This is a genomic window from Pseudomonas kulmbachensis (assembly GCF_963681935.1).
In the GTDB taxonomy this organism is placed as follows: Bacteria; Pseudomonadota; Gammaproteobacteria; order Pseudomonadales; family Pseudomonadaceae; genus Aquipseudomonas; species Aquipseudomonas kulmbachensis.
In genome coordinates this window covers 4,079,598-4,097,550 of the sequence record NZ_OY817088.1, presented here as the reverse complement: position 1 = coordinate 4,097,550, position 17,953 = coordinate 4,079,598, and the positions used below count along the sequence as shown (strand labels likewise).

Annotated in this window: 16 protein-coding genes and 1 tRNA gene; 9 read left to right on the top strand and 8 right to left on the bottom strand. The window is 56.6% G+C overall.

Features of this window, described 5'->3' with window-relative positions; genetic code table 11:
- Window positions 1-36: 36 nt before the first annotated feature.
- The 4 genes from U5A05_RS18945 (at window position 37) to U5A05_RS18930 (ending at window position 3,888) form a co-directional block, all read left to right on the top strand.
- Window positions 37-627, top strand: coding sequence for a YceI family protein (locus tag U5A05_RS18945; RefSeq protein WP_261739422.1), 591 nt, complete (start codon window positions 37-39; stop codon window positions 625-627).
- 1 nt (window position 628) lies between these two features.
- A complete protein-coding gene (locus tag U5A05_RS18940) occupies window positions 629-1,786 on the top strand; it encodes a phospholipase D-like domain-containing protein (RefSeq protein ID WP_321834322.1) in 1,158 nt (385 codons plus the stop codon).
- A gap of 103 nt (window positions 1,787-1,889) precedes the next feature.
- Entirely contained in the window at window positions 1,890-2,525 is a 636-nt protein-coding gene (locus U5A05_RS18935) for a LysE family translocator (protein ID WP_261739420.1), read from the top strand.
- 79 nt (window positions 2,526-2,604) lie between these two features.
- Entirely contained in the window at window positions 2,605-3,888 is a 1,284-nt protein-coding gene (locus U5A05_RS18930; RefSeq protein ID WP_261739419.1) for a diguanylate cyclase domain-containing protein, read from the top strand.
- Between the two features lie 31 nt (window positions 3,889-3,919).
- Here the strand turns inward: U5A05_RS18930 and U5A05_RS18925 are convergent, their stop codons facing one another.
- The 4 genes from U5A05_RS18925 to U5A05_RS18910 all read right to left on the bottom strand — a co-directional run bounded on the left by U5A05_RS18925 (window position 3,920) and on the right by U5A05_RS18910 (window position 8,804).
- Complete coding sequence (locus U5A05_RS18925; RefSeq protein WP_261739418.1) at window positions 3,920-5,194, bottom strand: MFS transporter; 1,275 nt, start codon at window positions 5,192-5,194, stop codon at window positions 3,920-3,922.
- On the bottom strand, window positions 5,191-6,252 hold the full coding sequence (locus tag U5A05_RS18920) for a sugar phosphate isomerase/epimerase family protein (RefSeq protein WP_261739417.1): 1,062 nt from the start codon (window positions 6,250-6,252) through the stop codon (window positions 5,191-5,193). Before U5A05_RS18920 ends, U5A05_RS18925 begins: the two co-directional genes overlap by 4 nt.
- An 85-nt stretch (window positions 6,253-6,337) precedes the next feature.
- Complete coding sequence (pdxR, locus tag U5A05_RS18915) at window positions 6,338-7,852, bottom strand: MocR-like pyridoxine biosynthesis transcription factor PdxR (RefSeq protein ID WP_321834319.1); 1,515 nt, start codon at window positions 7,850-7,852, stop codon at window positions 6,338-6,340.
- A gap of 40 nt (window positions 7,853-7,892) precedes the next feature.
- Window positions 7,893-8,804, bottom strand: coding sequence for a LysR family transcriptional regulator (locus U5A05_RS18910; RefSeq protein WP_261739415.1), 912 nt, complete (start codon window positions 8,802-8,804; stop codon window positions 7,893-7,895).
- A 154-nt stretch (window positions 8,805-8,958) separates the two neighbouring features.
- Here U5A05_RS18910 and speB point away from each other — a divergent pair, with 154 nt between their 5' ends.
- The 4 genes from speB to betA all read left to right on the top strand — a co-directional run bounded on the left by speB (window position 8,959) and on the right by betA (window position 14,886).
- Window positions 8,959-9,936, top strand: coding sequence for an agmatinase (gene speB / locus U5A05_RS18905; RefSeq protein ID WP_261739414.1), 978 nt, complete (start codon window positions 8,959-8,961; stop codon window positions 9,934-9,936).
- A gap of 96 nt (window positions 9,937-10,032) precedes the next feature.
- On the top strand, window positions 10,033-11,541 hold the full coding sequence (locus U5A05_RS18900) for an aldehyde dehydrogenase family protein (RefSeq protein WP_321834317.1): 1,509 nt from the start codon (window positions 10,033-10,035) through the stop codon (window positions 11,539-11,541).
- A 118-nt stretch (window positions 11,542-11,659) separates the two neighbouring features.
- On the top strand, window positions 11,660-13,195 hold the full coding sequence (locus tag U5A05_RS18895) for a purine-cytosine permease family protein (RefSeq protein WP_321834316.1): 1,536 nt from the start codon (window positions 11,660-11,662) through the stop codon (window positions 13,193-13,195).
- 2 nt (window positions 13,196-13,197) lie between these two features.
- On the top strand, window positions 13,198-14,886 hold the full coding sequence (betA, locus tag U5A05_RS18890) for a choline dehydrogenase (RefSeq protein ID WP_261739412.1): 1,689 nt from the start codon (window positions 13,198-13,200) through the stop codon (window positions 14,884-14,886).
- 91 nt (window positions 14,887-14,977) lie between these two features.
- On the opposite strand, the gene U5A05_RS18885 is transcribed toward betA, so the two are convergent.
- The 4 genes from U5A05_RS18885 to U5A05_RS18870 form a co-directional block, all read right to left on the bottom strand.
- Window positions 14,978-15,051 (bottom strand) — tRNA-Gly (locus U5A05_RS18885).
- Window positions 15,052-15,157: 106 nt separating this feature from the next.
- Entirely contained in the window at window positions 15,158-16,012 is an 855-nt protein-coding gene (locus U5A05_RS18880) for an alpha/beta fold hydrolase (RefSeq protein WP_321836534.1), read from the bottom strand.
- A gap of 93 nt (window positions 16,013-16,105) precedes the next feature.
- Window positions 16,106-16,816 (bottom strand): pseudouridine synthase, encoded by a 711-nt coding sequence (locus tag U5A05_RS18875; protein WP_261739411.1) that lies wholly within the window; start codon window positions 16,814-16,816, stop codon window positions 16,106-16,108.
- 33 nt (window positions 16,817-16,849) lie between these two features.
- A complete protein-coding gene (locus U5A05_RS18870; RefSeq protein ID WP_261739410.1) occupies window positions 16,850-17,071 on the bottom strand; it encodes a cysteine-rich CWC family protein in 222 nt (73 codons plus the stop codon).
- A 264-nt stretch (window positions 17,072-17,335) separates the two neighbouring features.
- Here U5A05_RS18870 and U5A05_RS18865 point away from each other — a divergent pair, with 264 nt between their 5' ends.
- Window positions 17,336-17,773 (top strand): DUF3757 domain-containing protein, encoded by a 438-nt coding sequence (locus U5A05_RS18865; protein ID WP_261739409.1) that lies wholly within the window; start codon window positions 17,336-17,338, stop codon window positions 17,771-17,773.
- Window positions 17,774-17,953: the final 180 nt, after the last annotated feature.

Genomic DNA, 17,953 nt, shown 5'->3' with positions numbered 1-17,953 from the left:
TAATGTTCGCGCACGTTTATCGGGTGATGAGTTTTTATGTTCAAAGCGTTTTTATCTGCGGCCTGCACCTTGTTGCTGACCCTTGGTGTGAGCCTGTCTGCCCAGGCCAACTGGTATCTGGACGGTGAGTCATCACGGTTGTCATTTATCACTACGCAAAATGCCAATGTTGCCAACGCGCATCGCTTTTTGGTCTTGCACGGCAAAGTCGACCGTAAAGGCCATGCGCAATTGCGCATCGAAATGGATTCGGTCAACAGTGCGGTGCCGTTGCGTGATGAGCGCATGCGCGACGTGCTGTTTGATTTCAAGTCCTTCCCCGAAGCGCAAATCAGCGCGCAAATAGATCTGCAACCGATCAACGATCTTGCCTCCGGGGCGCAATTGGAGCTGCACTTGCCGGTCACGGTCAGCTTGCGCGGCAAACAGCACACCTATGAGGCCGAGTTATTGGCCACGCGTCTTGATGAACGGCGCTTTCAGGTCGTGACTCTTGAGCCGCTGATGCTGCAAGCCGAAGATTTTGGTCTGCAACCGGAGCTCGAAACCCTGCGAAAATTGGCCGGACTGTCGGCGATCAGTTTTTCAGTACCGGTGAGTGCGGTGCTGATTTTCACGGCTCGCTAAGATGGCTGGCGCGGTGTTTGGCTGGCGTAGCGACAACCAGTTCGAGTTGCTGATCGATGGGCCTCAGTTTTTCCCTCGAATGCTGGCAGCCATCGAGCAGGCACAAGAGCAGATTGATCTGGAGTTGTATCTGGTGGAGGCCGGAGACTGTGCCGAAACCATCGTGCAGGCCCTGGAACAAGCGGCCTGGCGCGAGGTACGGGTGCGCTGCCTGTTTGACGGTTATGGCAGTCTGGGATTGAACCTGGGGTTGCGCCGGCGATTGACCGAGGCCGGTGTCGAACTCCGGTATTACAACCCGCTGAGCTGGCGACGCGGGCTGAATAATCTGTACCGCGATCATCGCAAGCTGTTGCTGGTGGATCAGCAATTGGCCGTGGTTGGAGGCACCGGGGTGACCGACGAGTTTTGGCGCCCCAGTGAAAACACCTGCGACTGGCATGAAGTCATGGTCGAGATTCAAGGCCCGTTGGTGCTGGACTGGCAGATGCTGTTTGATCGTCAATGGCGCGCCAACATCAGTCGCAAGGCGTGGAAATCAGCGACACACTTTGGACTTGCGCGATTGCCCAAGGTGCCTGACGAAGGGCAGGGTATGGGGCGCGTGGCTTACGCGGATGCGCATCAACATCGCGATATCCTGCAATCGCTGGTGCGCGCGATCAACAGCGCAAAACAACGGATCTGGCTGGCCACGCCTTACTTCTTGCCGACCTGGAGCGTACGTCGTTCGCTACGCCGTGCGGCTGCACGGGGTGTTGATGTGCGGTTGTTGCTCACGGGGCCGCGCACCGACCATCCCTCCGTGCGTTATGCCGGTCATCGCTATTACCCGCGTTTGCTTAAGTCCGGCGTACAGATTCTGGAATATCAGCCCCGTTTCCTGCATTTGAAAATGGTCCTGATCGACGACTGGGTCAGTATTGGCTCGTGCAATTTCGACCACTGGAACCTGCGGTTCAACCTTGAGGCTAACCTCGAGGCGATCGACCCTGCGCTCACCCAGGCGGTCGCCGCCAGTTTTATCAACGACTTCGCGCAGAGCCAGCCCATCAGCCTGCAAGACTGGCAGTCACGACCACTCTGGAAGCGGGTGCAGCAGCGCATCTGGGGCTGGGTTGATCGGGTGGTGGTGAATATTTTGGGGCGTCGGCACTAGAATTTTCTCGGCACGCGGTTACAGAACCCTGCATAACGTGCAAAATCGAGCGACTTCACGAGTAACGGAAACGCGTGAAGCATGTTTTTTTGGAGCGTTTTGCATGACACCTTCGCTGTTATTGGCCGTTCTGGCTTCGGGTTTTATCTACGGCATCACCCCTGGACCGGGGGTGCTCGCCGTATTTGGGATTGGTGCCGCACGCGGGCGACGCGCCGGAGCCGGTTTTTTGTGCGGGCATTTGCTGGGTGATGTGATCTGGTGCAGTACGGCGCTGATTGCCATCGTGGGCGCCCGTGAGTTTGGCAGCACGGCGTTTAATGTCCTGGGCTTGATCAGCGGCCTTTACCTGTTTTGGCTGGGGCTGCGTGCAGTTCGCGCCCAGCGTGGCAGCGTCGCCCAGCAAGGACCAGCACGCCAGCCGTTTACCCATGGCATTTTCTTCGGCTTGACCAATCCCAAGGCGTACCCCGTGGCGGTGGCGACCTTTACTGCATTGCTCTCCAGCCGTGCGGAACTTCTGACATGGGCCATGCTGCCATGGCTGATCGCATTGAGCTTTGTGGGTGGGGCGCTGGCCTACGTCATTTTGGTAGGCATTGTAGGCGCGGGGCATGTCAGGGCACTCTATCAACGGCATGAGCTGCTGATTACCCGTTTATGCGGGGTGATGTTTATCGGTTTTGCGATCAGTGCCTTGATGCACGCGCTGCCTGGGTTATTGCGAACTATCGTATGAAGTAGTGGCAGGGAACGCATGGCGATCTACGGCTCAGGGATGAATGTTGATGTTTACCCCTGAGGCACCAAGCGGTCTTATGGACATCAAAAGTTACCTGTTTCAGGCCGGTTTTATTGACTTGCTGCTGGATGCAGTGTGTGTGGTCGACCGCGCAGGCCACTTTGTTTATGTCAGTGCGGCCTGCGAGCGTATCTGGGGCTATGAGCCAAGCGAGCTGATTGGCCAGCCCATGATCAATCTGGTTTTCCCCGCCGATCGTGAGCGCACACTGCTCGCTGCCAGTGAAATCATGGCAGGCGAACCCAAGCTGAATTTCGAGAACCGCTATGTCCGCAAGGATGGGCGGGTCGCCCATATATTGTGGTCAGCGCGCTGGTCTGAAACCTATCAGATGCGCATTGCCGTAGCCCGTGACATTACCGAGCGCAAGCAAGCCGAGTCGCGCCAGTTGGCACTTTTCGCAATATCGGAAGCCGCCCACGCAACCGATGATTTGCTGACGCTGTTCAAGCGAGTACACCAGCTCATTGCGCAGTGGCTGCCGGCATTGAATTTTTCGGTTGCGCTTTGTGATCAAGGCCAGGGTGCGCTGAGTTTTCCTTATCACGTTGATGAGCATCCGTTGCAGCAAAACTCGGAGGTTACCCAACTCAGTGAGCTGGTCATTCGCGGTGGTCAGTCCATTCTGCGTTGTGGCGAGAAAATGCCGTCATGGCTGGGCGTGCCCCTGGCGACCCAGAACGGCATTATTGGTGCTCTGGTGGTCAAGAGTGCGCAGGGAGAAGAGCGTTATACCGAGCAGCACCAAGACCTGCTGCAATACGTCTCGACCCAGGTGGCGGCCGCCATCGAACGCAAGCAATTGCATGCCCGCTTGCAGTACTTGGCGCAGTACGATGCCTTGACTCGCTTGCCCAATCGAACGCTGCTCTACGACCGTTTGAACTGCGCGCTGGTGCATGCCAAGCGTGAGCGTGAATGCATGGCCGTCCTGTATCTGGATCTGGACCATTTCAAACGGGTCAACGACAGCTTCGGGCATGCCGTCGGTGATGGTCTGTTGCAACAGGTTGCGCACCGTCTGAGAAGTAGCGTGCGTGAAAGCGACACTGTCGCCAGGATGAGTGGTGATGAGTTTGTGCTGGTTCTGTCCAAACTCACGTTGCCGGAGCACGCGCTGGTCGTGGCTGAAAAACTGCGACTGAACCTCAGTCAGCCCGTGCTGATTGAGGGCCATAGGCTCAGCATTTTTGCCAGCATCGGCATCGCCGTTTATCCCGAGCATGGAGAGCTGGCCCAGCAACTGCTCAACTATGCAGACACGGCAATGTATCGAGTGAAAAAGAGCGGGCGCGGGTGAGATCATTCACCACTTGCCCGCTCTTGCCTCATCAGGCCTGAGCCAGAGCTGTGTGCTGGACGGTCGCAATGTTTTTACGTACCGCGCGATGCAGCAGGCCGCACACCATAAAGCCGATCAGCGCCAGTAGGCTCATCAGGCTGAATACATAGTTGTAGCCTTGTTGGCCTGGAAAGTGATCGAGGATCGAACCGTAGATCACGTAGGCAAACATCCCGGGGGCGTAGCCGATCAAGCAGGCGATACCGAAGGCCGAACCGGTGATGCGCTGGGGAATGCCCACTTCACTCATGGGCGCCCAAAATACGCCACGCATGGTGAACACAATCAGTGCGAAGGACAGCGTGGCGGCCATGCCGATATAGATGAAGTGCCCGCCCTTTGGCACCAGCATGATCAACGCCATGATTGGTAGCAGCGCCAGAAATGCCCACTTCATGTAGCGCGAAGGGCTCTTGAAATACTTGTCGGCCATAAAGCCGCCCGCCGGGCCGCCGAGGATCTTGAGGAAGTACTGGTTGATGATGCCGTAGGCACCGACCAGTGCGACCGGCAGCTCATAAATATCCTTGAGGTAGGGAATGAAGTAAGTCAGGCCGCAATAGACGATGTAGACCATGAAGACGTTGAAGCTGACCAGCCAGATCCCGGGAATCCTGATCGCTTCAAGCAGCCCGGACATGCCGGACAGGCTGGCCTCTTTCTTGACCACGGGGGCTGCCTTGTTATCGCGCAACAAGAACCAGGTGACAATGCCCGCGATGATGTCGACCAACGAATAGAACACGATGGCCGACTTGAGCCCCGCTTCACCTGACCCCATCGCGACGAACACCCCCAGCGCTGAAAACGCGACCAGCGTATCGACGATGCCCCGACCTCCCTCCAGAAAGCCGAACATGCGACCTTGTTCGTTATCCTCGCCAAGGTTGCGCACGGCCTTGAGCAAGGCAGGCCAATAGATGCAGTCCGCGCAGACGGCCAGTAGGCAGAACACGATCAACAGCTTGTCGAAGCCGGGGAAGGTGGCCAGATACAGTCCCAGACTGCCGGTTCCGATCAGGCCCAGGGGGATCAGCTTGCGTGTATCAAAGCGGTCCGCCAGATACCCGCCGACCACGAACAGGGCGGTGGCGATGATGGCATTGGCACTGAGCAGCGTGCCAAGCTCGGTGTGGCTGAGCCCCATATATTGCTGAATCGGGACGTAGAAAGCGTCTTTGAGGTTGGCGAGCTTGTAGATAGTCCCGCCGCCAAGAATGAGGACCAGAAAGCGTAGCCATTTGGCTTTGGACTGAGTGGTCATTTTTGTTCTCCCAGCGTCAGTTGAGCCAACATTTTCAATTCACCCAGCAGGTCGCGCACATAGCGAATCTGGTTGTTCGCCCACTGGTGTTCCTCATCCATCATCCGTTCCACGCAATAGCCTGGCGGCAGCGCGGTTTCGCTCATTTCGCGGTAGTCGATAAAGGGGTCAGCGGCTTCGTCCGACTGGCGGAAAGCTGGCGCGATGTAGTGGTTTTCCTGCTCCAGAATGAAGGCGATAACCTGCGGCTCGTGCTCGCCGAGCATCAGCAGTTCGAACACCATGCGCGCACTTGGCAGATGGTCTTCGACGCTGCCTTGCAGCACACCGTAATGCCCGAAACCGTTTTGCTCAGGCACCACGCGTACACCTTTCATATGTACTTGGCGGATGTGCGGGGCCAGTTGTTGCAGGGCTGGCAACGGCTGCTCGCAGGCGTTGATCATGTTGCCGAAGTCGAACAGCGCATGCAGGCGTGGATGGTCAAGACGCTGCAGCAACTGCGCAATCTCATGGCTCTTCAACTCTTCATGTTGCTCGAAGTCGAAAAACAGGTCGTGCAGGTCTGCCTGCTCGGCCAGATACCGCAGGTCAGTTTCAATCAGCGCCATAACCCGTGAAAGGTGGCCTTCATAGCGTGAGTAAACGCGGATGTTGCGCGTGCCGAGAACGTTGGCAATGGCGATAACCTGATCGACATCTTCCTTGCGGGTGCTACTGATTTCCAGATGCACATCCAGACCGAGCCTGGCAGCCTTGTCGCGGAATTCCTGTAACTGGTGCGGGTTCATGTTGCTCAGGCTGTTGGCCTCGCCATCGAGCAAGTGCAGGCTCAGCCCTTGCAGCTCATGGCGGTAGGCGAAGTCCAGCAGCTCACCTGGCAGGACCCGGCCATGGGTCAGGTTGCTGAGGAGGGGATAGGCATGGGCGAACAGGCGCAGCTGCGCCAGTCGGTCGATAAGTTTACTGGCCAGTTGCGGGGTCAGCACCGGCGGCGGGCAGCTGCCATCGGTGTTATGGCTTAGCAGGGAGTTGAAGCGTGCTTGAATACAGTTCATTAGAATTATTCCTGGTACAGGCACCGAATCAGTCGGTAGGGCCTTTATCGCACCAGGGTGGTTCTATCTATAGAGCCATTATTTTTTAATTCTTATGACCACTTTGCAGTGAGTGGCCCATTTTCAGCAGCGCCTGAGCCAGCGCTTCGACTTTCTCTTCGGCCTGTTCTACCGGGGTGCCGGCAAAGCCGATCAGCAGACCGGGTGGCAGATAACGCTGTACGCAGTAGTCGCTCAGGGCGTAGGTATGAATCTGGTGCCGGGCCAGTTCCTTGGCGATGGCCGCGTCATCCAGTTCTGGGGCGAGCCAGCCGATCAGATGCATGCCAGCACTCACGGGTTTGAGCTGCATAAAGTTGCCCAAACGTTGCTGCAGTGTGCTCAATAAACACTCTTGACGAACCTGATACAGCGCGCGCATACGGCGGATATGGCCGAGGAAATGGCCTTCGCGGATAAAGTCTGCCGTGACTGCCTGTAGCTGCGTGGACGGGCTACGATCCATGACGGCACGCATGGCGCAGAAGGGATCGACCAGCGCTTGCGGGAGTATTACGTAACCCAGCCGTAATGACGGGTAGAGCACTTTGCTGAACGTGCCGACGTAGATGACGCGGGCCCGTTGGTCCATTGCATAGAGGGCTGGCAGTGGGCGCGAGCCATAGGTGAACTCGCTGTCGCAATCGTCCTCGATGATCCAGCGATTGCCCCGATCAGCCCACTCGATCAATTCCTGGCGCCGTGCATAGCTCATTGTCGTGCCGAGCGGGTGCTGGCGTGACGGAGTCGTAAACGCCAGTCGCGCCTCTGGGCATTCACGCAGGCCTTGCTGCACGTCGATACCCTGTTCATCAATCCGTAATGGCACCACTCGGCAACCTTGGGCCTGGAGGGCAATGCGCGCAGCAATATGGCCGGGGTCTTCCATCCAGATGCTGTCCTGGGGGTCGAGCAACAACATGCCCAGCAAGTTGAACGCTTGCTGGGCGCCCGAGACGATAACTACCTGGCTGGCCTCGCATTCGATTCCGCGAGCGTCATAGACGTATTCGGCAATCGCCTCGCGCAACCGCAGCAACCCCTTTACCTCGCCATAACCGAGTATTGCCTTGGTCGGTTGGCACAGATGCCGGTTCATCAAGCGCTTCCACACATGCAGCGGGAAAGCATCGAAGGCGCCCTGGCTTGGGAGGAAAGAGGTCGGACAGTTTGGTTCCCAGGTCTCGTAGGAAATCCCGCTGAAATGATCGCTGCGCAAGGACAGCACCGATTGGCTCAGGCTCGACAGGCGCGGGGGCTTATGCAGTTCGTCAGTCGTGGTTTCGCGGCTTTCCCACTCGGCTCCGACATAAGTGCCCGCACCGGGCCGTGAAACCAGAAACCCCTCGGCAATCAGCTGATCGAAAGCGTTCAGGATGGTAATTCGCGACAGCGCCTGTTCTTTGCACAAGGTCCGCGTGGAGGGCAGCCGAGTACCTCCTTGCAGGCGACCAGCAAGAATCTGCTGGCGAATTTGCAAATACAGTTGACGATACAGGGGCGTTGGGCTGGCACGATCCAGCGCGATGCCGGTCAGGAGCCGACCACCGGGGGATTTCATGGGGTTTTGCCTCAATTATTGTTATTGCGTACTCAGGTACTCAGAGTTGCGCGTCGTCACGTATGGCGGCCAGGTCTTCCAGAAACACTCGTAGAATCGGTGGCGGGGCGACGCCCCGTCGGGTGATCACATCAAAAGGGGAGGTCAGGCAAAGCGTGTTGGGTGCAAGTTGCTGCATCTCGCCGGTCTTGACCCACTGGGCCGCAAAGTGATTGGGCAGAAAGCCCAGGTAGGCTCCCGATATGATCAGAATGGCCAGTGCCTCGATATTGTCGACGGTGGCTGCCGCCTTGCTCACTCCCAGACTATCCAGATCATATTGCTGCATAAAGCCCCGGGCCACGATACGGCTTTCGCCGATTTCCTCCAGTAACTCGTCACTTTCTGCAGTGCTTGCGAACAATGGGTGGCGGCGCCCGCAGTACAACCCGAGAGCTTCATGGTACAGCGGTGAATATTCAAGCCCTGACACGGGGTTGGGGAAGTGCCCTATGGCCAGGTGCAAACGGTTGTCGAGTACTCGCTCTTCCAGCTCTGCCGGGGTACCGACATAAACGTTGAGGTGTACATCGTGGCCGCGGGAAACAAAGCGCTGCGTGGTTCTGGGCAGGGGCGAGCCGGGGTCGCTGATGGTGGAGTCGATGATGCCCAGATTCAGCTTGCCGGTGATGTTCTGTTTGAGCACACCGGCATCCAGGCAAAAGGAGTCCACGGCCATCAGCAGGCGCTGGGTAGATTCGTAAATGGCCACGCCTTGTTCGGTCAGGCGAAAGCCACTACGGCCGCGCTGGCACAGTTTTACCCCGAGCCGGGTTTCGAGGTGGGTCATTTGTTCGCTGATGGTCGACTGGCCGATATTCAAGGCCGCTTGTGCCGCAGAAAACCCTCCGCATTTTACGATCTCGACAAAGACCCTGAGCAGTTTCAGATCTACGGTGTGTAGTTGATTCACTCCGGTACTCCCTTCTCTTGATGCATCGGATAGCCCGATATGAGTATCGGATGATTAGCATTTTTTCCATCAAAACCTGCGCTCATAGTCACTCCAGCAGGGGACGCTTACCAGCACTGTCCTCGCCAATAACAAGAACTGGAGATACATCACTATGTCTAAGAATGGGTATGAATCCGGGCGTTTGAACCTTCCGTTCGTGGGTCACTGTACGTTTGGCAAGGCCCCGGTCTGCACCGATTGGGATGCCCTTGATGCCGACGTGGCGATCCTCGGAGCGCCCAATGACATGGGAACGCAATGGCGCTCCGGGGCACGTTTTGGTCCACGCGGGATTCGTGAGGCATCGACGCTGTTTTCCTTCGGCCATGCGGGTGCATACGATCACGAAGATGACGTTATGTACCTGACCGCTCAGGATGTGCGCATGGTGGATGTGGGGGATGCAGATATTATCCACACCGACATGAATGCCAGTAACGACAATATCGAATTCGCGGTACGCAAGATTCTCGAAGCCGGTGCCATGCCGGTGGTTCTGGGGGGGGATCATTCCGTACATGCCCCGGTGATCAAGGCGTTCGAGGGCAAGGGACCGATTCATATCGTGCATTTTGATGCGCATCTGGATTTTGTCGACGAGCGGCATGGCGTTCGATATGGCCATGGCAACCCGCTGCGCCGTGCTTCGGAAATGAACCACATTGTCGGCATGACCCAAATGGGCATCCGTAACGTGTCGTCGTCCAACCGCGATGACTATGAGGCCGCCTACGCTTCCGGCTCCAAAGTACTTTCTGTTCGCGATGTGCGCCGCCTCGGCACCGAGGGCGTACTGGAACTGATCCCGCAAGGGGTCAAATACTACATCACCATCGATATCGATGGTTTTGACCCTTCCATTGCACCTGGCACGGGAACCCCGAGCCACGGTGGTTTCTTGTACTACGAGGTACTGGAAATTATCCAGGCCCTGGCCAAACGCAGCAAAGGCAACATTATCGGCATGGATCTGGTGGAGGTTGCGCCGGTGTATGACCAGGCCGGTGTGACCTCGATTCTGGCCGCGCAATTGCTGCTCAACAGCATCGGTTTCATCTACCACGAGCGGGCCAAGGCACGCGAACTCTGATATGCGCAACACGTCGGGGATCAGTGTGCAGCCCCGGATCGAGTCTTGAACCCAAGAGGCTTGGCGTGACCTTCACCCCGGCCCGAGAGAATAAAAATGGACATGACCGTCAAGCAGTATTTGCAAACATTCGGTGTGAGCGAAGCGACGCAAAGATTTCTCACCAAACACCAGAAAATGTTTATTGCTGGAGAGTGGGTCGAGGCAAGCGACGGGCAAACGTCTGACGTGATTGAGCCATCGACCGAGTGCGTTTTGACTCGCATTCCCATGGGCACCACCGCGGATCTGGACCGCGCCGTGCAGGCTGCTCGGGCGCAGTTTGACGGTGGCGCCTGGCGTCAGCTCAAGCCGCTGGAGCGCGAGCGGCTGATGCATCGGCTGGCCGATCTGATTGAAGAAAATGCTGATGAGCTGGCTGAAATCGAGTCCATCGATATGGGTAAATCGGTGTCCGGTGCCCGTGCTGTCGACTTGCAGGGTACGGTGGACACGCTGCGCTATTTCGCCGGGTGGGCGACCAAGATTCATGGACGAACTGTAGAACCGTCGCTGCCCGGTAACTATCTGGCCTATACCCGCAAGGAGCCGATCGGTGTTGTGGGCGCCATCGTGCCGTGGAACTTCCCTTTGCAAACCATGGCCTGGAAACTCGGTGCCGCGTTGGCCACCGGCTGCACAGTGGTGGTCAAACCGGCCGAGCTGACGTCACTGTCGGCCTTGCGCTTTGCAGAACTGGTGCAGCAAGCGGGCATCCCTGACGGTGTGGTTAACATTGTGACCGGGCGCGGTAATGTCGTTGGTGCGGCGATGGCGACCCATCCGGGTATCGATAAGCTGACCTTTACCGGCTCGACCCCCGTTGGTCGCACTGTCGGGCAGGCGGCACTGGATGACATGAAGCGACTTACCCTGGAACTGGGCGGCAAGTCCCCGGTTATCGTGCTGGCCGATGCCGATGTGCCAGCGGCGGCTCAGGCGATTGCCAACGGGGTGTTTTTCAACTCGGGCCAGGTATGCGATGCGGGTACTCGGGCCTACGTACATCGCAGTATTTACGACAGCTTCCTGAGTGAGTTGATTGCCTACACTCGGACCCTGAAGATGGCGCCGGGGCTGGACCCCGACTGCTTTATCAGCCCGCTGGTTTCTGCATTGCAGAAACAACGGGTGTTGGACTACATCGAAATCGGCAAGCGCGAAGGTGCCGAGCTGGTCTATGGCGGACAGCCAGTCCAAGGTCCTGGCTACTTCGTCGAGCCGACGATCTTTGCTCATTGTCGCAACGATATGCAGATCGTTCAGGAGGAGATATTCGGCCCGGTGCTGGTTACCGCGCCGTTCGATGATGAAGAAGAGGCTCTGGCGCTGGCCAACGACTCTCCGTTCGGCCTGGCCGCAGCGCTGTACTCCAATGACCTGGGTCGCGTACACAGCCTGATTCCGCGGCTCCGGGCCGGTTCGGTGTACGTCAATGCCCACGGCACCATAGACCCTTCGATGCCGTTCGGAGGTTACAAGCAATCGGGTTTTGGCAAGGATCTGGGCGCTGAACAGCTCGATTACCTGCTGGAAACCAAAGCGGTGTGGATAACGCTGCCCTGAGTGTCTTGTGACTCTGGTTCGTCGGGCGCCTGACGCGACTCTGAAAAGACGCACTCCAGTGCGTGCCGGAGCAGGTCGGTTATCTGGTCATGATCTTCACTACCTTTGCGAGTACATCATGGACACTCTTCCCAAATCGGCTGTCGAAGGGCACTCGATCGACTTTATTCCCGAAAGCGAGCGCACCGACAAACTGTCCAGCCAGGGGCCGTTCTGGTTTCTTGGTAACTTCACATTCTTCACCATGACCATAGGTTTCGTTGGCCCCAGTGTTGGGCTGAGTGCCTTATGGACCATCCTGGCCGGCACGCTGGGTATCATGTTTGGCACTTTGTTCATGGCATTTCACGGCTCCCAAGGGCCGCACTTGGGTTTGCCGCAGATGATCCAGTCGCGGGCCCAGTTCGGTTATCGCGGGGTGATTTTGGCACTGTTGGCCACGCTGTTTGTGTTCGCCGGTTTCAACATTGTCAACATGGTGTTGATGATGCAGGGCCTCAAGGAGCTCTTCGGTTTCAACCCGCTGATTGTGGCGCTGGCCGTGACGGTGCCAGCGACGGTGCTGGCGATTCTGGGCCATGACTGGATGCACCGCAGTTTCAAGTGGGCGCTGTTTCTGTCGATCCCGCTCTACGGTCTGGTGACGCTGGCAGTAATGATGAATTGGGTGCCCGATGCACCGATGCCGCTGCTCGCTGCGGGTGAGGCAACCCCGGCACCTTTGGGTTTTAACTGGACCGGCTTTATCACCCAGTTTGCCGCAGCCGCCAGTTACAACATTGCCTATGCGCCATACGTATCCGACTACTCACGCTACCTGCCCAAGAACACCCATAGCGGGAAACTGATCGCGGTGGTGTTTCTCGGCGCTTCTCTGTCCGGTGCCTGGATGATTGCCGTGGGTGCCTGGCTGGCCGATCACCTGCATGCGAGTAACGTTCTGGTTGCGCTGTCGCAAGTGGGCAACACCGTCTCCCCCTTGATGGGCATTGTTGTGGTCGGTGTGACCATTCTGGTGTTTTTGCCGGTTATCGCCATGAACATTTACAGCGCCAAGCTGACCACCTTGACGTGCGTGGACTCGATCAAACACATCGAGCCGACGCGCAGGGCACGTATCCTCGCAATCGCTTTTGTGATCCTGCTGCAACTGGGTGTGTCGCTGAGCCTTCAGGGGTCGGACAAAGGTTTGTCGGTGCTGGGGATCTATCTGGTGGTGATGCTGTATTTCCTGGTGCCATGGACGGCCGTGAACCTCACCGACTACTTCTTTGTGCGCAAGGGGCGCTATGCCATCCCGCACTTTTTCACGCCGCACGACAGCCTCTATGGCAGTTGGGGCATGCGTGGCCTCGCTTCATATGCCATTGGTTTCGTCGCGATGATCCCGTTCTTCTACATCTTTGATGGGGTGGCGCAGAAGGAAGTCTATGTCGGCCCGCTGGCCAAGGCTCTGGGCAATATAGATATCGCCTGGCTGGTCGGGCTCATCGTGTCGGGGCTTGTGTATTACTGGTTAAGCCGCTCGATCGATCTCAAAAACGAAGAAGCCGTCATTCAGCGGATCGAACTGACGCATCCGCATTTCACCACCGGGGACAAGGCAGCGATGCCGCTTGCGCCGCTGTCCGGCATTACGAATTTTGGGAGATAGACATGTCGATCAAAGATTTTGATTACATCATCATTGGCGCAGGTTCTGCCGGATGCGTGTTGGCCAATCGGCTGACCGAAGACCTCGATACTCAGGTTCTGGTGCTCGAATACGGCGGTAGCGATCGCAGTGTGGTGATCCAGATGCCGAGTGCGTTTTCGATCCCGATGAACACCACCAAATACAACTGGCGCTATGAGTCCGAGCCCGAGCCTTACCTCGATGGCCGTCGCATTCATTGTCCGCGGGGCAAGGTGCTGGGTGGCTCGTCGTCTATCAACGGGCTGGTCTATATCCGTGGCCATGCTTTTGACTTTGACGAGTGGGAATCCTTGGGCGCAGAGGGCTGGGGCTATCGCAATTGCCTACCGTACTTCAAGCGTGCCGAGAGTTGTGAAGCGGGCGGTGACGAGTATCGCGGAGGCAGCGGCCCGCTGCATACCACCAGCGGCAACAAGATGAAAAACCCGCTGTACGGGGCTTGGGTCGATGCCGGTGCCGAAGCGGGATACATCAAGACCGATGACTGCAATGGCTACATGCAGGAAGGCTTTGGCGCCATGCATATGACGGTCAAAGACGGCGTTCGTTGCTCTACGGCCAATGCCTATTTACGACCTGCCATGCAGCGTCCCAATTTGACTGTGATCACACTGGCGATGACCCGTCAGATCATTCTCGACGGCCAGCGCGCAGTGGGCGTCAGCTACGACCGTGACGGCCAGACCCACACGGTTTACTGCAAGCGCGAAGTGCTGATTTGCGCGGGGCCGATTGGCTCGCCGCATCTGTTGCAACGCTCCGGAATCGGCCCCTCGGTAGTGCTCGAAAAGGCCGGGGTAGAGGTGCTGCACGATCTGCCTGGAGTGGGCGAGAACCTTCAGGATCACTCGGAAATCTACATCCAGTACGGCTGCAAGGAACCGGTCACCCTCAACAGCAAAATGGACCCCCTGAGCAAACTGACGATTGGCCTGCGCTGGTTGTTGTGCAAGGACGGGCTCGGAGCAACCAACCACTTTGAAGCTGGCGGTTTTATCCGTTCCGAACAGGGTCTGCGCTGGCCGGATATTCAGTTTCACTTCTTGCCCGCTGCCATGCGCTATGACGGCAAAAAGCCGATCAAGGGCCACGGCTTTATGGTGCTCACCGGGCCGAACAAACCCAAAAGTCGTGGCCATGTACGGCTTCGTTCGGCGGATCCCTATGAGCATCCTGAGATTCTGTTCAACTACTTGCAACGCGAAGAGGACCGCGAAGGTTTTCGACGTTGCGTGCGCCTGACCCGGGAAATCATTGGCCAACCCGCTATGGACCGTTTCCGTGACACCGAGATTGCACCAGGACCGAACGTGAACAGCGATGCCGAGATCGATGCCTTCGTACGCGAAAATCTGGAAAGCACCTACCACCCTTGTGGTTCGTGCCGCATGGGGGAGGACGATATGGCAGTGGTGGATTCACAACTGCGAGTGCGCGGGGTCGAGGGTTTACGTGTGATCGACTCGTCTGTATTCCCGACAGAGCCGAACGGCAACCTCAACGCTCCTACCATCATGTTGGCCGAGCGGGCCGCAGATCTGGTTCGTGGGTGCAAGATGCTTCCTGAATCCGATGTGGTTGTGGGGTTGGCTGCACAGTGGGAAACACGTCAGCGCACTTCAGCACCGGTGAGAAAAGTCAGCGTTTGAGGCGTAGCGCAGTGTGGGGGATTTTGACTTGAAGAAGGGATTCTTACTTTGAGCTGCTTATGGAATTTGGGAGTTTCCATGGAAGCAAAAGTGGAGCGGGTGGCGGGAATCGAACCCGCGTGATCAGCTTGGGAAGCTGGAGTAATACCATTATACGACACCCGCTCAGAGCGGCTGACTTTGTACCAGAAGTCGGCCTTGATGAGAAGTTTTATTCTGAAAATATGCACTTCGCAGCGTTTTTTCGACCTGTTGTTTGTCTCGCACGCGCTCACAGGGAGAGTGACTGTGGTTGAAGCTGCGTCGGTTTTAGAAAGTCGAGCAGGGCGTTTTTACTGATATGGCTGGCGGACTTGTGTTCCATGTCCAGAAAATGCCCGGTGTTTTCCAGGCTGACAAACTGGCTGTTGGCAATCGGTTGCGCAAAGTGCTGAGCGTCGCTGGCCACGGTGTATTCATCCCATGCGCCATTGATAAATAACACCGGGATCTCGATCCCCTTGGCTGCACTGAGGAAGCACTGCTGGTCGCTGTTCAGAACGTGGTTGATATGAAAGTGCATCTGCGCATATTCATGCTCGGCCAGGCTGCTGACATGCCGAAAGTTGAAGCGTTTGAAGAGCGGGGGCAAGTGCTTGCCCAGCGTGTCATTCACCAGATTGCCGACCTGGGTCCGGTTGCAGGCCGCCAGGCAGTGACGACCACGCTCCAGATAGTCGCGCATGGCTTCGTTGATCAACGGTGAAAAAGAACTGATCACGGCTTTTTCGATACGCCGTGGCGCAGATGCCAGTGCGGTCAGCGCCGCTGTGCCCCCCCAGGAAAACGACAGCAGATAATTTGCATCAAAGTGCTCTATCAACTCCAGAAGCACCTGCGCTTCCAGTTCTCTTGTCAGCATTTTCTGATGAGGGTTATGAGGTTTGGACTTTCCGGCGTAAGGCTGGTCGTAAAGAACAACATTCAAATGCGGGTGCAGGTTTTTCAAGGTCTGGGAAAATGACGCAGTCGTCGCCATCGAACCATTGACCAAGATGATGGTGTTCTCTGCGTTATCGCACCGATAGAACTCGGTGTGAATTCGGTATTGGCCTTGAATATCGAGCACTGCAATTTCGGGCTTCATCATGGCGTCAGACTCCAGTGAATCGAGCGTCGGTCTGACTGATGGTGCACCGCGATTGTTACAGGCAAGGGTAAGGGGATAGTCCGTTGACGGCTAGTGTGCGGGCGGCCCTTGGAATAGTTGTATTTCCTGATCGCTCAGCGCCCGATATTCGCCGGGGGCCAGTTGGCTGTCGAGTACCAGCGGGCCGATGCTTTCGCGGTGCAGCAGTACAACCTTGTTGTTGAAGTAGCCAAACATGCGTTTGACCTGATGGTAACGACCTTCAACGATACTCAGGCGCGCACTGCAAGGGCCGAGCAACTCCAGTTCGGCGGGCTGTGTTGTCAGGTCTTCAAAGGCGAAATAAACGCCTTCAATGAATTTGCTGATGTACTCGGGGCCGATTTCCTGTTCCGTCTCGACGTAATACACCTTGGGCATTTTGGTTTGGGGTTGGGTCACATGGCGCGACCACTGCCCATCGTTGGTGATCAGCATCAGCCCGCTGGTATTGAAGTCCAGCCGGCCTGCAATGTGCAGTTCGTGCTGGTCGGGCTCATTGAGCAAATCAAGTACCGTCGGGTGCTCCGGGTCCTGGGTGGCGCTTACACAGCCAGGTGGTTTATGCAGCATGAAATACCGCGCTGGTTTACCTGCCTGAAGGATTTGCCCGTCGAACTCAATCCTGCTGAATGCCCGGATTTCGTGGCGTGGATCGCTAATCACCTGCCCATCCACCTGGATCCGCTTCTCGATCAGGAGCAAGCGTACTTGTTGGCGGTTGAACTGGGGCAAGTTGCTCAGGAAACGGTCTACACGCATAGCGATTAATCACAAGAAAAACAGACCTGCATATTACTTTAGGTGCTCCGATTGCGCTGGCTGCAATTGGCTTTGAACGTTCGCACAGCGAGGGCAAAGGCATGTCAGGTCGCGCTGTTCAAGTGGCAAGGCGCGGATGATTTCGGGGTCGATACTGACGCTGTAGCACCAGCAGGGTTGGTCGACGGTTGCAGGGTTTGCCATGGAACAGTCGTTGCGGGCCCCGCATGCAGGGCAAATCTCGGGAGTGGTCATGTCTGGGTGTCCGTTGTGGGGCAGGCGCTTAATCGCTCCATAGTAAACGCTGTCGAGGGCGTACGTATTTTTATGCGCGGGGCGTATGAAAATTCATTAATTTTTCAGTAAGTGGGTATTTAAAAGTTCGTGCACAATTATCGGAATTCGCCTACTAAGAATTGCATTGTCAAGTTGTGAGGGTTGATTAGTATTGGGTGCTTCGGCAAGGGGTGAGTGTCGAGAACTATCAAGTTTTAAATAAATATTTAGAGGTGGCTGGTTATGAAAGTTATTTGTATATTTTTGTGGGTGTTATTTTATTCGGCAAGTTCATGGGCTAATACAGCCGAAAGTTGTCCGAGTGTTGAAAGTGTAACCCTGCGGGCGGGTATCTACACCGCGCCGGCCGCCAAGGCCGGGAGCGAATGGATCGCTGTGTCTGGCGCGCAGTCGGCTTCGCGGTTGGAATCATTTGAGGCCGGGGTGTTTTATCCGGAAAGTAATCAGCAAGGCTCTGTAGGGAAAATTGGCTATTGCGAATATAAAGCGCAGGATCGTTCCCGTGTGAATTTGCACTATCGACAAAGCCGCGCTGAAGAGCACTCAATGCGTCTGCTCAATGTAGGCAACTGGACGTTTATGGAAAGTGGGCTGGGTCTGAAACTCTATGAATGCACTGTTTCAGATCCAGGCGCCTGTGCTTTTTCCATACTGGAGTAACTCGGTAATCCATCAGTTTTGATACAACAGCCGGGTGACAGAGGGGAGGGCGGAGGGCAGTGTGTTGCCTCTCTGCTTGATCCGCCGGTCTGACGTTTTTTATTCACGGCACTGAAAATCATTTTTGCGGTCTTAACAGGTGTCAGACAGCGTTGCTGTTTGTCGCCTTCCAGCGTCGCT

What these genes read in the sequence shown, in the direction of transcription:
- U5A05_RS18945 (WP_261739422.1), top strand. Translation starts at nt 37, where the DNA reads ATGTTCAAAGCGTTTTTATCTGCGGCCTGCACCTTGTTGCTGACCCTT.
- U5A05_RS18940 (WP_321834322.1), top strand. Translation starts at nt 629, where the DNA reads ATGGCTGGCGCGGTGTTTGGCTGGCGTAGCGACAACCAGTTCGAGTTG.
- U5A05_RS18935 (WP_261739420.1), top strand. Translation starts at nt 1,890, where the DNA reads ATGACACCTTCGCTGTTATTGGCCGTTCTGGCTTCGGGTTTTATCTAC.
- U5A05_RS18930 (WP_261739419.1), top strand. Translation starts at nt 2,605, where the DNA reads ATGGACATCAAAAGTTACCTGTTTCAGGCCGGTTTTATTGACTTGCTG.
- U5A05_RS18925 (WP_261739418.1), bottom strand. Translation starts at nt 5,194, where the DNA reads ATGACCACTCAGTCCAAAGCCAAATGGCTACGCTTTCTGGTCCTCATT.
- U5A05_RS18920 (WP_261739417.1), bottom strand. Translation starts at nt 6,252, where the DNA reads ATGAACTGTATTCAAGCACGCTTCAACTCCCTGCTAAGCCATAACACC.
- pdxR (WP_321834319.1), bottom strand. Translation starts at nt 7,852, where the DNA reads ATGAAATCCCCCGGTGGTCGGCTCCTGACCGGCATCGCGCTGGATCGT.
- speB (WP_261739414.1), top strand. Translation starts at nt 8,959, where the DNA reads ATGTCTAAGAATGGGTATGAATCCGGGCGTTTGAACCTTCCGTTCGTG.
- U5A05_RS18900 (WP_321834317.1), top strand. Translation starts at nt 10,033, where the DNA reads ATGGACATGACCGTCAAGCAGTATTTGCAAACATTCGGTGTGAGCGAA.
- U5A05_RS18895 (WP_321834316.1), top strand. Translation starts at nt 11,660, where the DNA reads ATGGACACTCTTCCCAAATCGGCTGTCGAAGGGCACTCGATCGACTTT.
- betA (WP_261739412.1), top strand. Translation starts at nt 13,198, where the DNA reads ATGTCGATCAAAGATTTTGATTACATCATCATTGGCGCAGGTTCTGCC.
- U5A05_RS18880 (WP_321836534.1), bottom strand. Translation starts at nt 16,012, where the DNA reads ATGAAGCCCGAAATTGCAGTGCTCGATATTCAAGGCCAATACCGAATT.
- U5A05_RS18875 (WP_261739411.1), bottom strand. Translation starts at nt 16,816, where the DNA reads ATGCGTGTAGACCGTTTCCTGAGCAACTTGCCCCAGTTCAACCGCCAA.
- U5A05_RS18870 (WP_261739410.1), bottom strand. Translation starts at nt 17,071, where the DNA reads ATGACCACTCCCGAGATTTGCCCTGCATGCGGGGCCCGCAACGACTGT.
- U5A05_RS18865 (WP_261739409.1), top strand. Translation starts at nt 17,336, where the DNA reads ATGAAAGTTATTTGTATATTTTTGTGGGTGTTATTTTATTCGGCAAGT.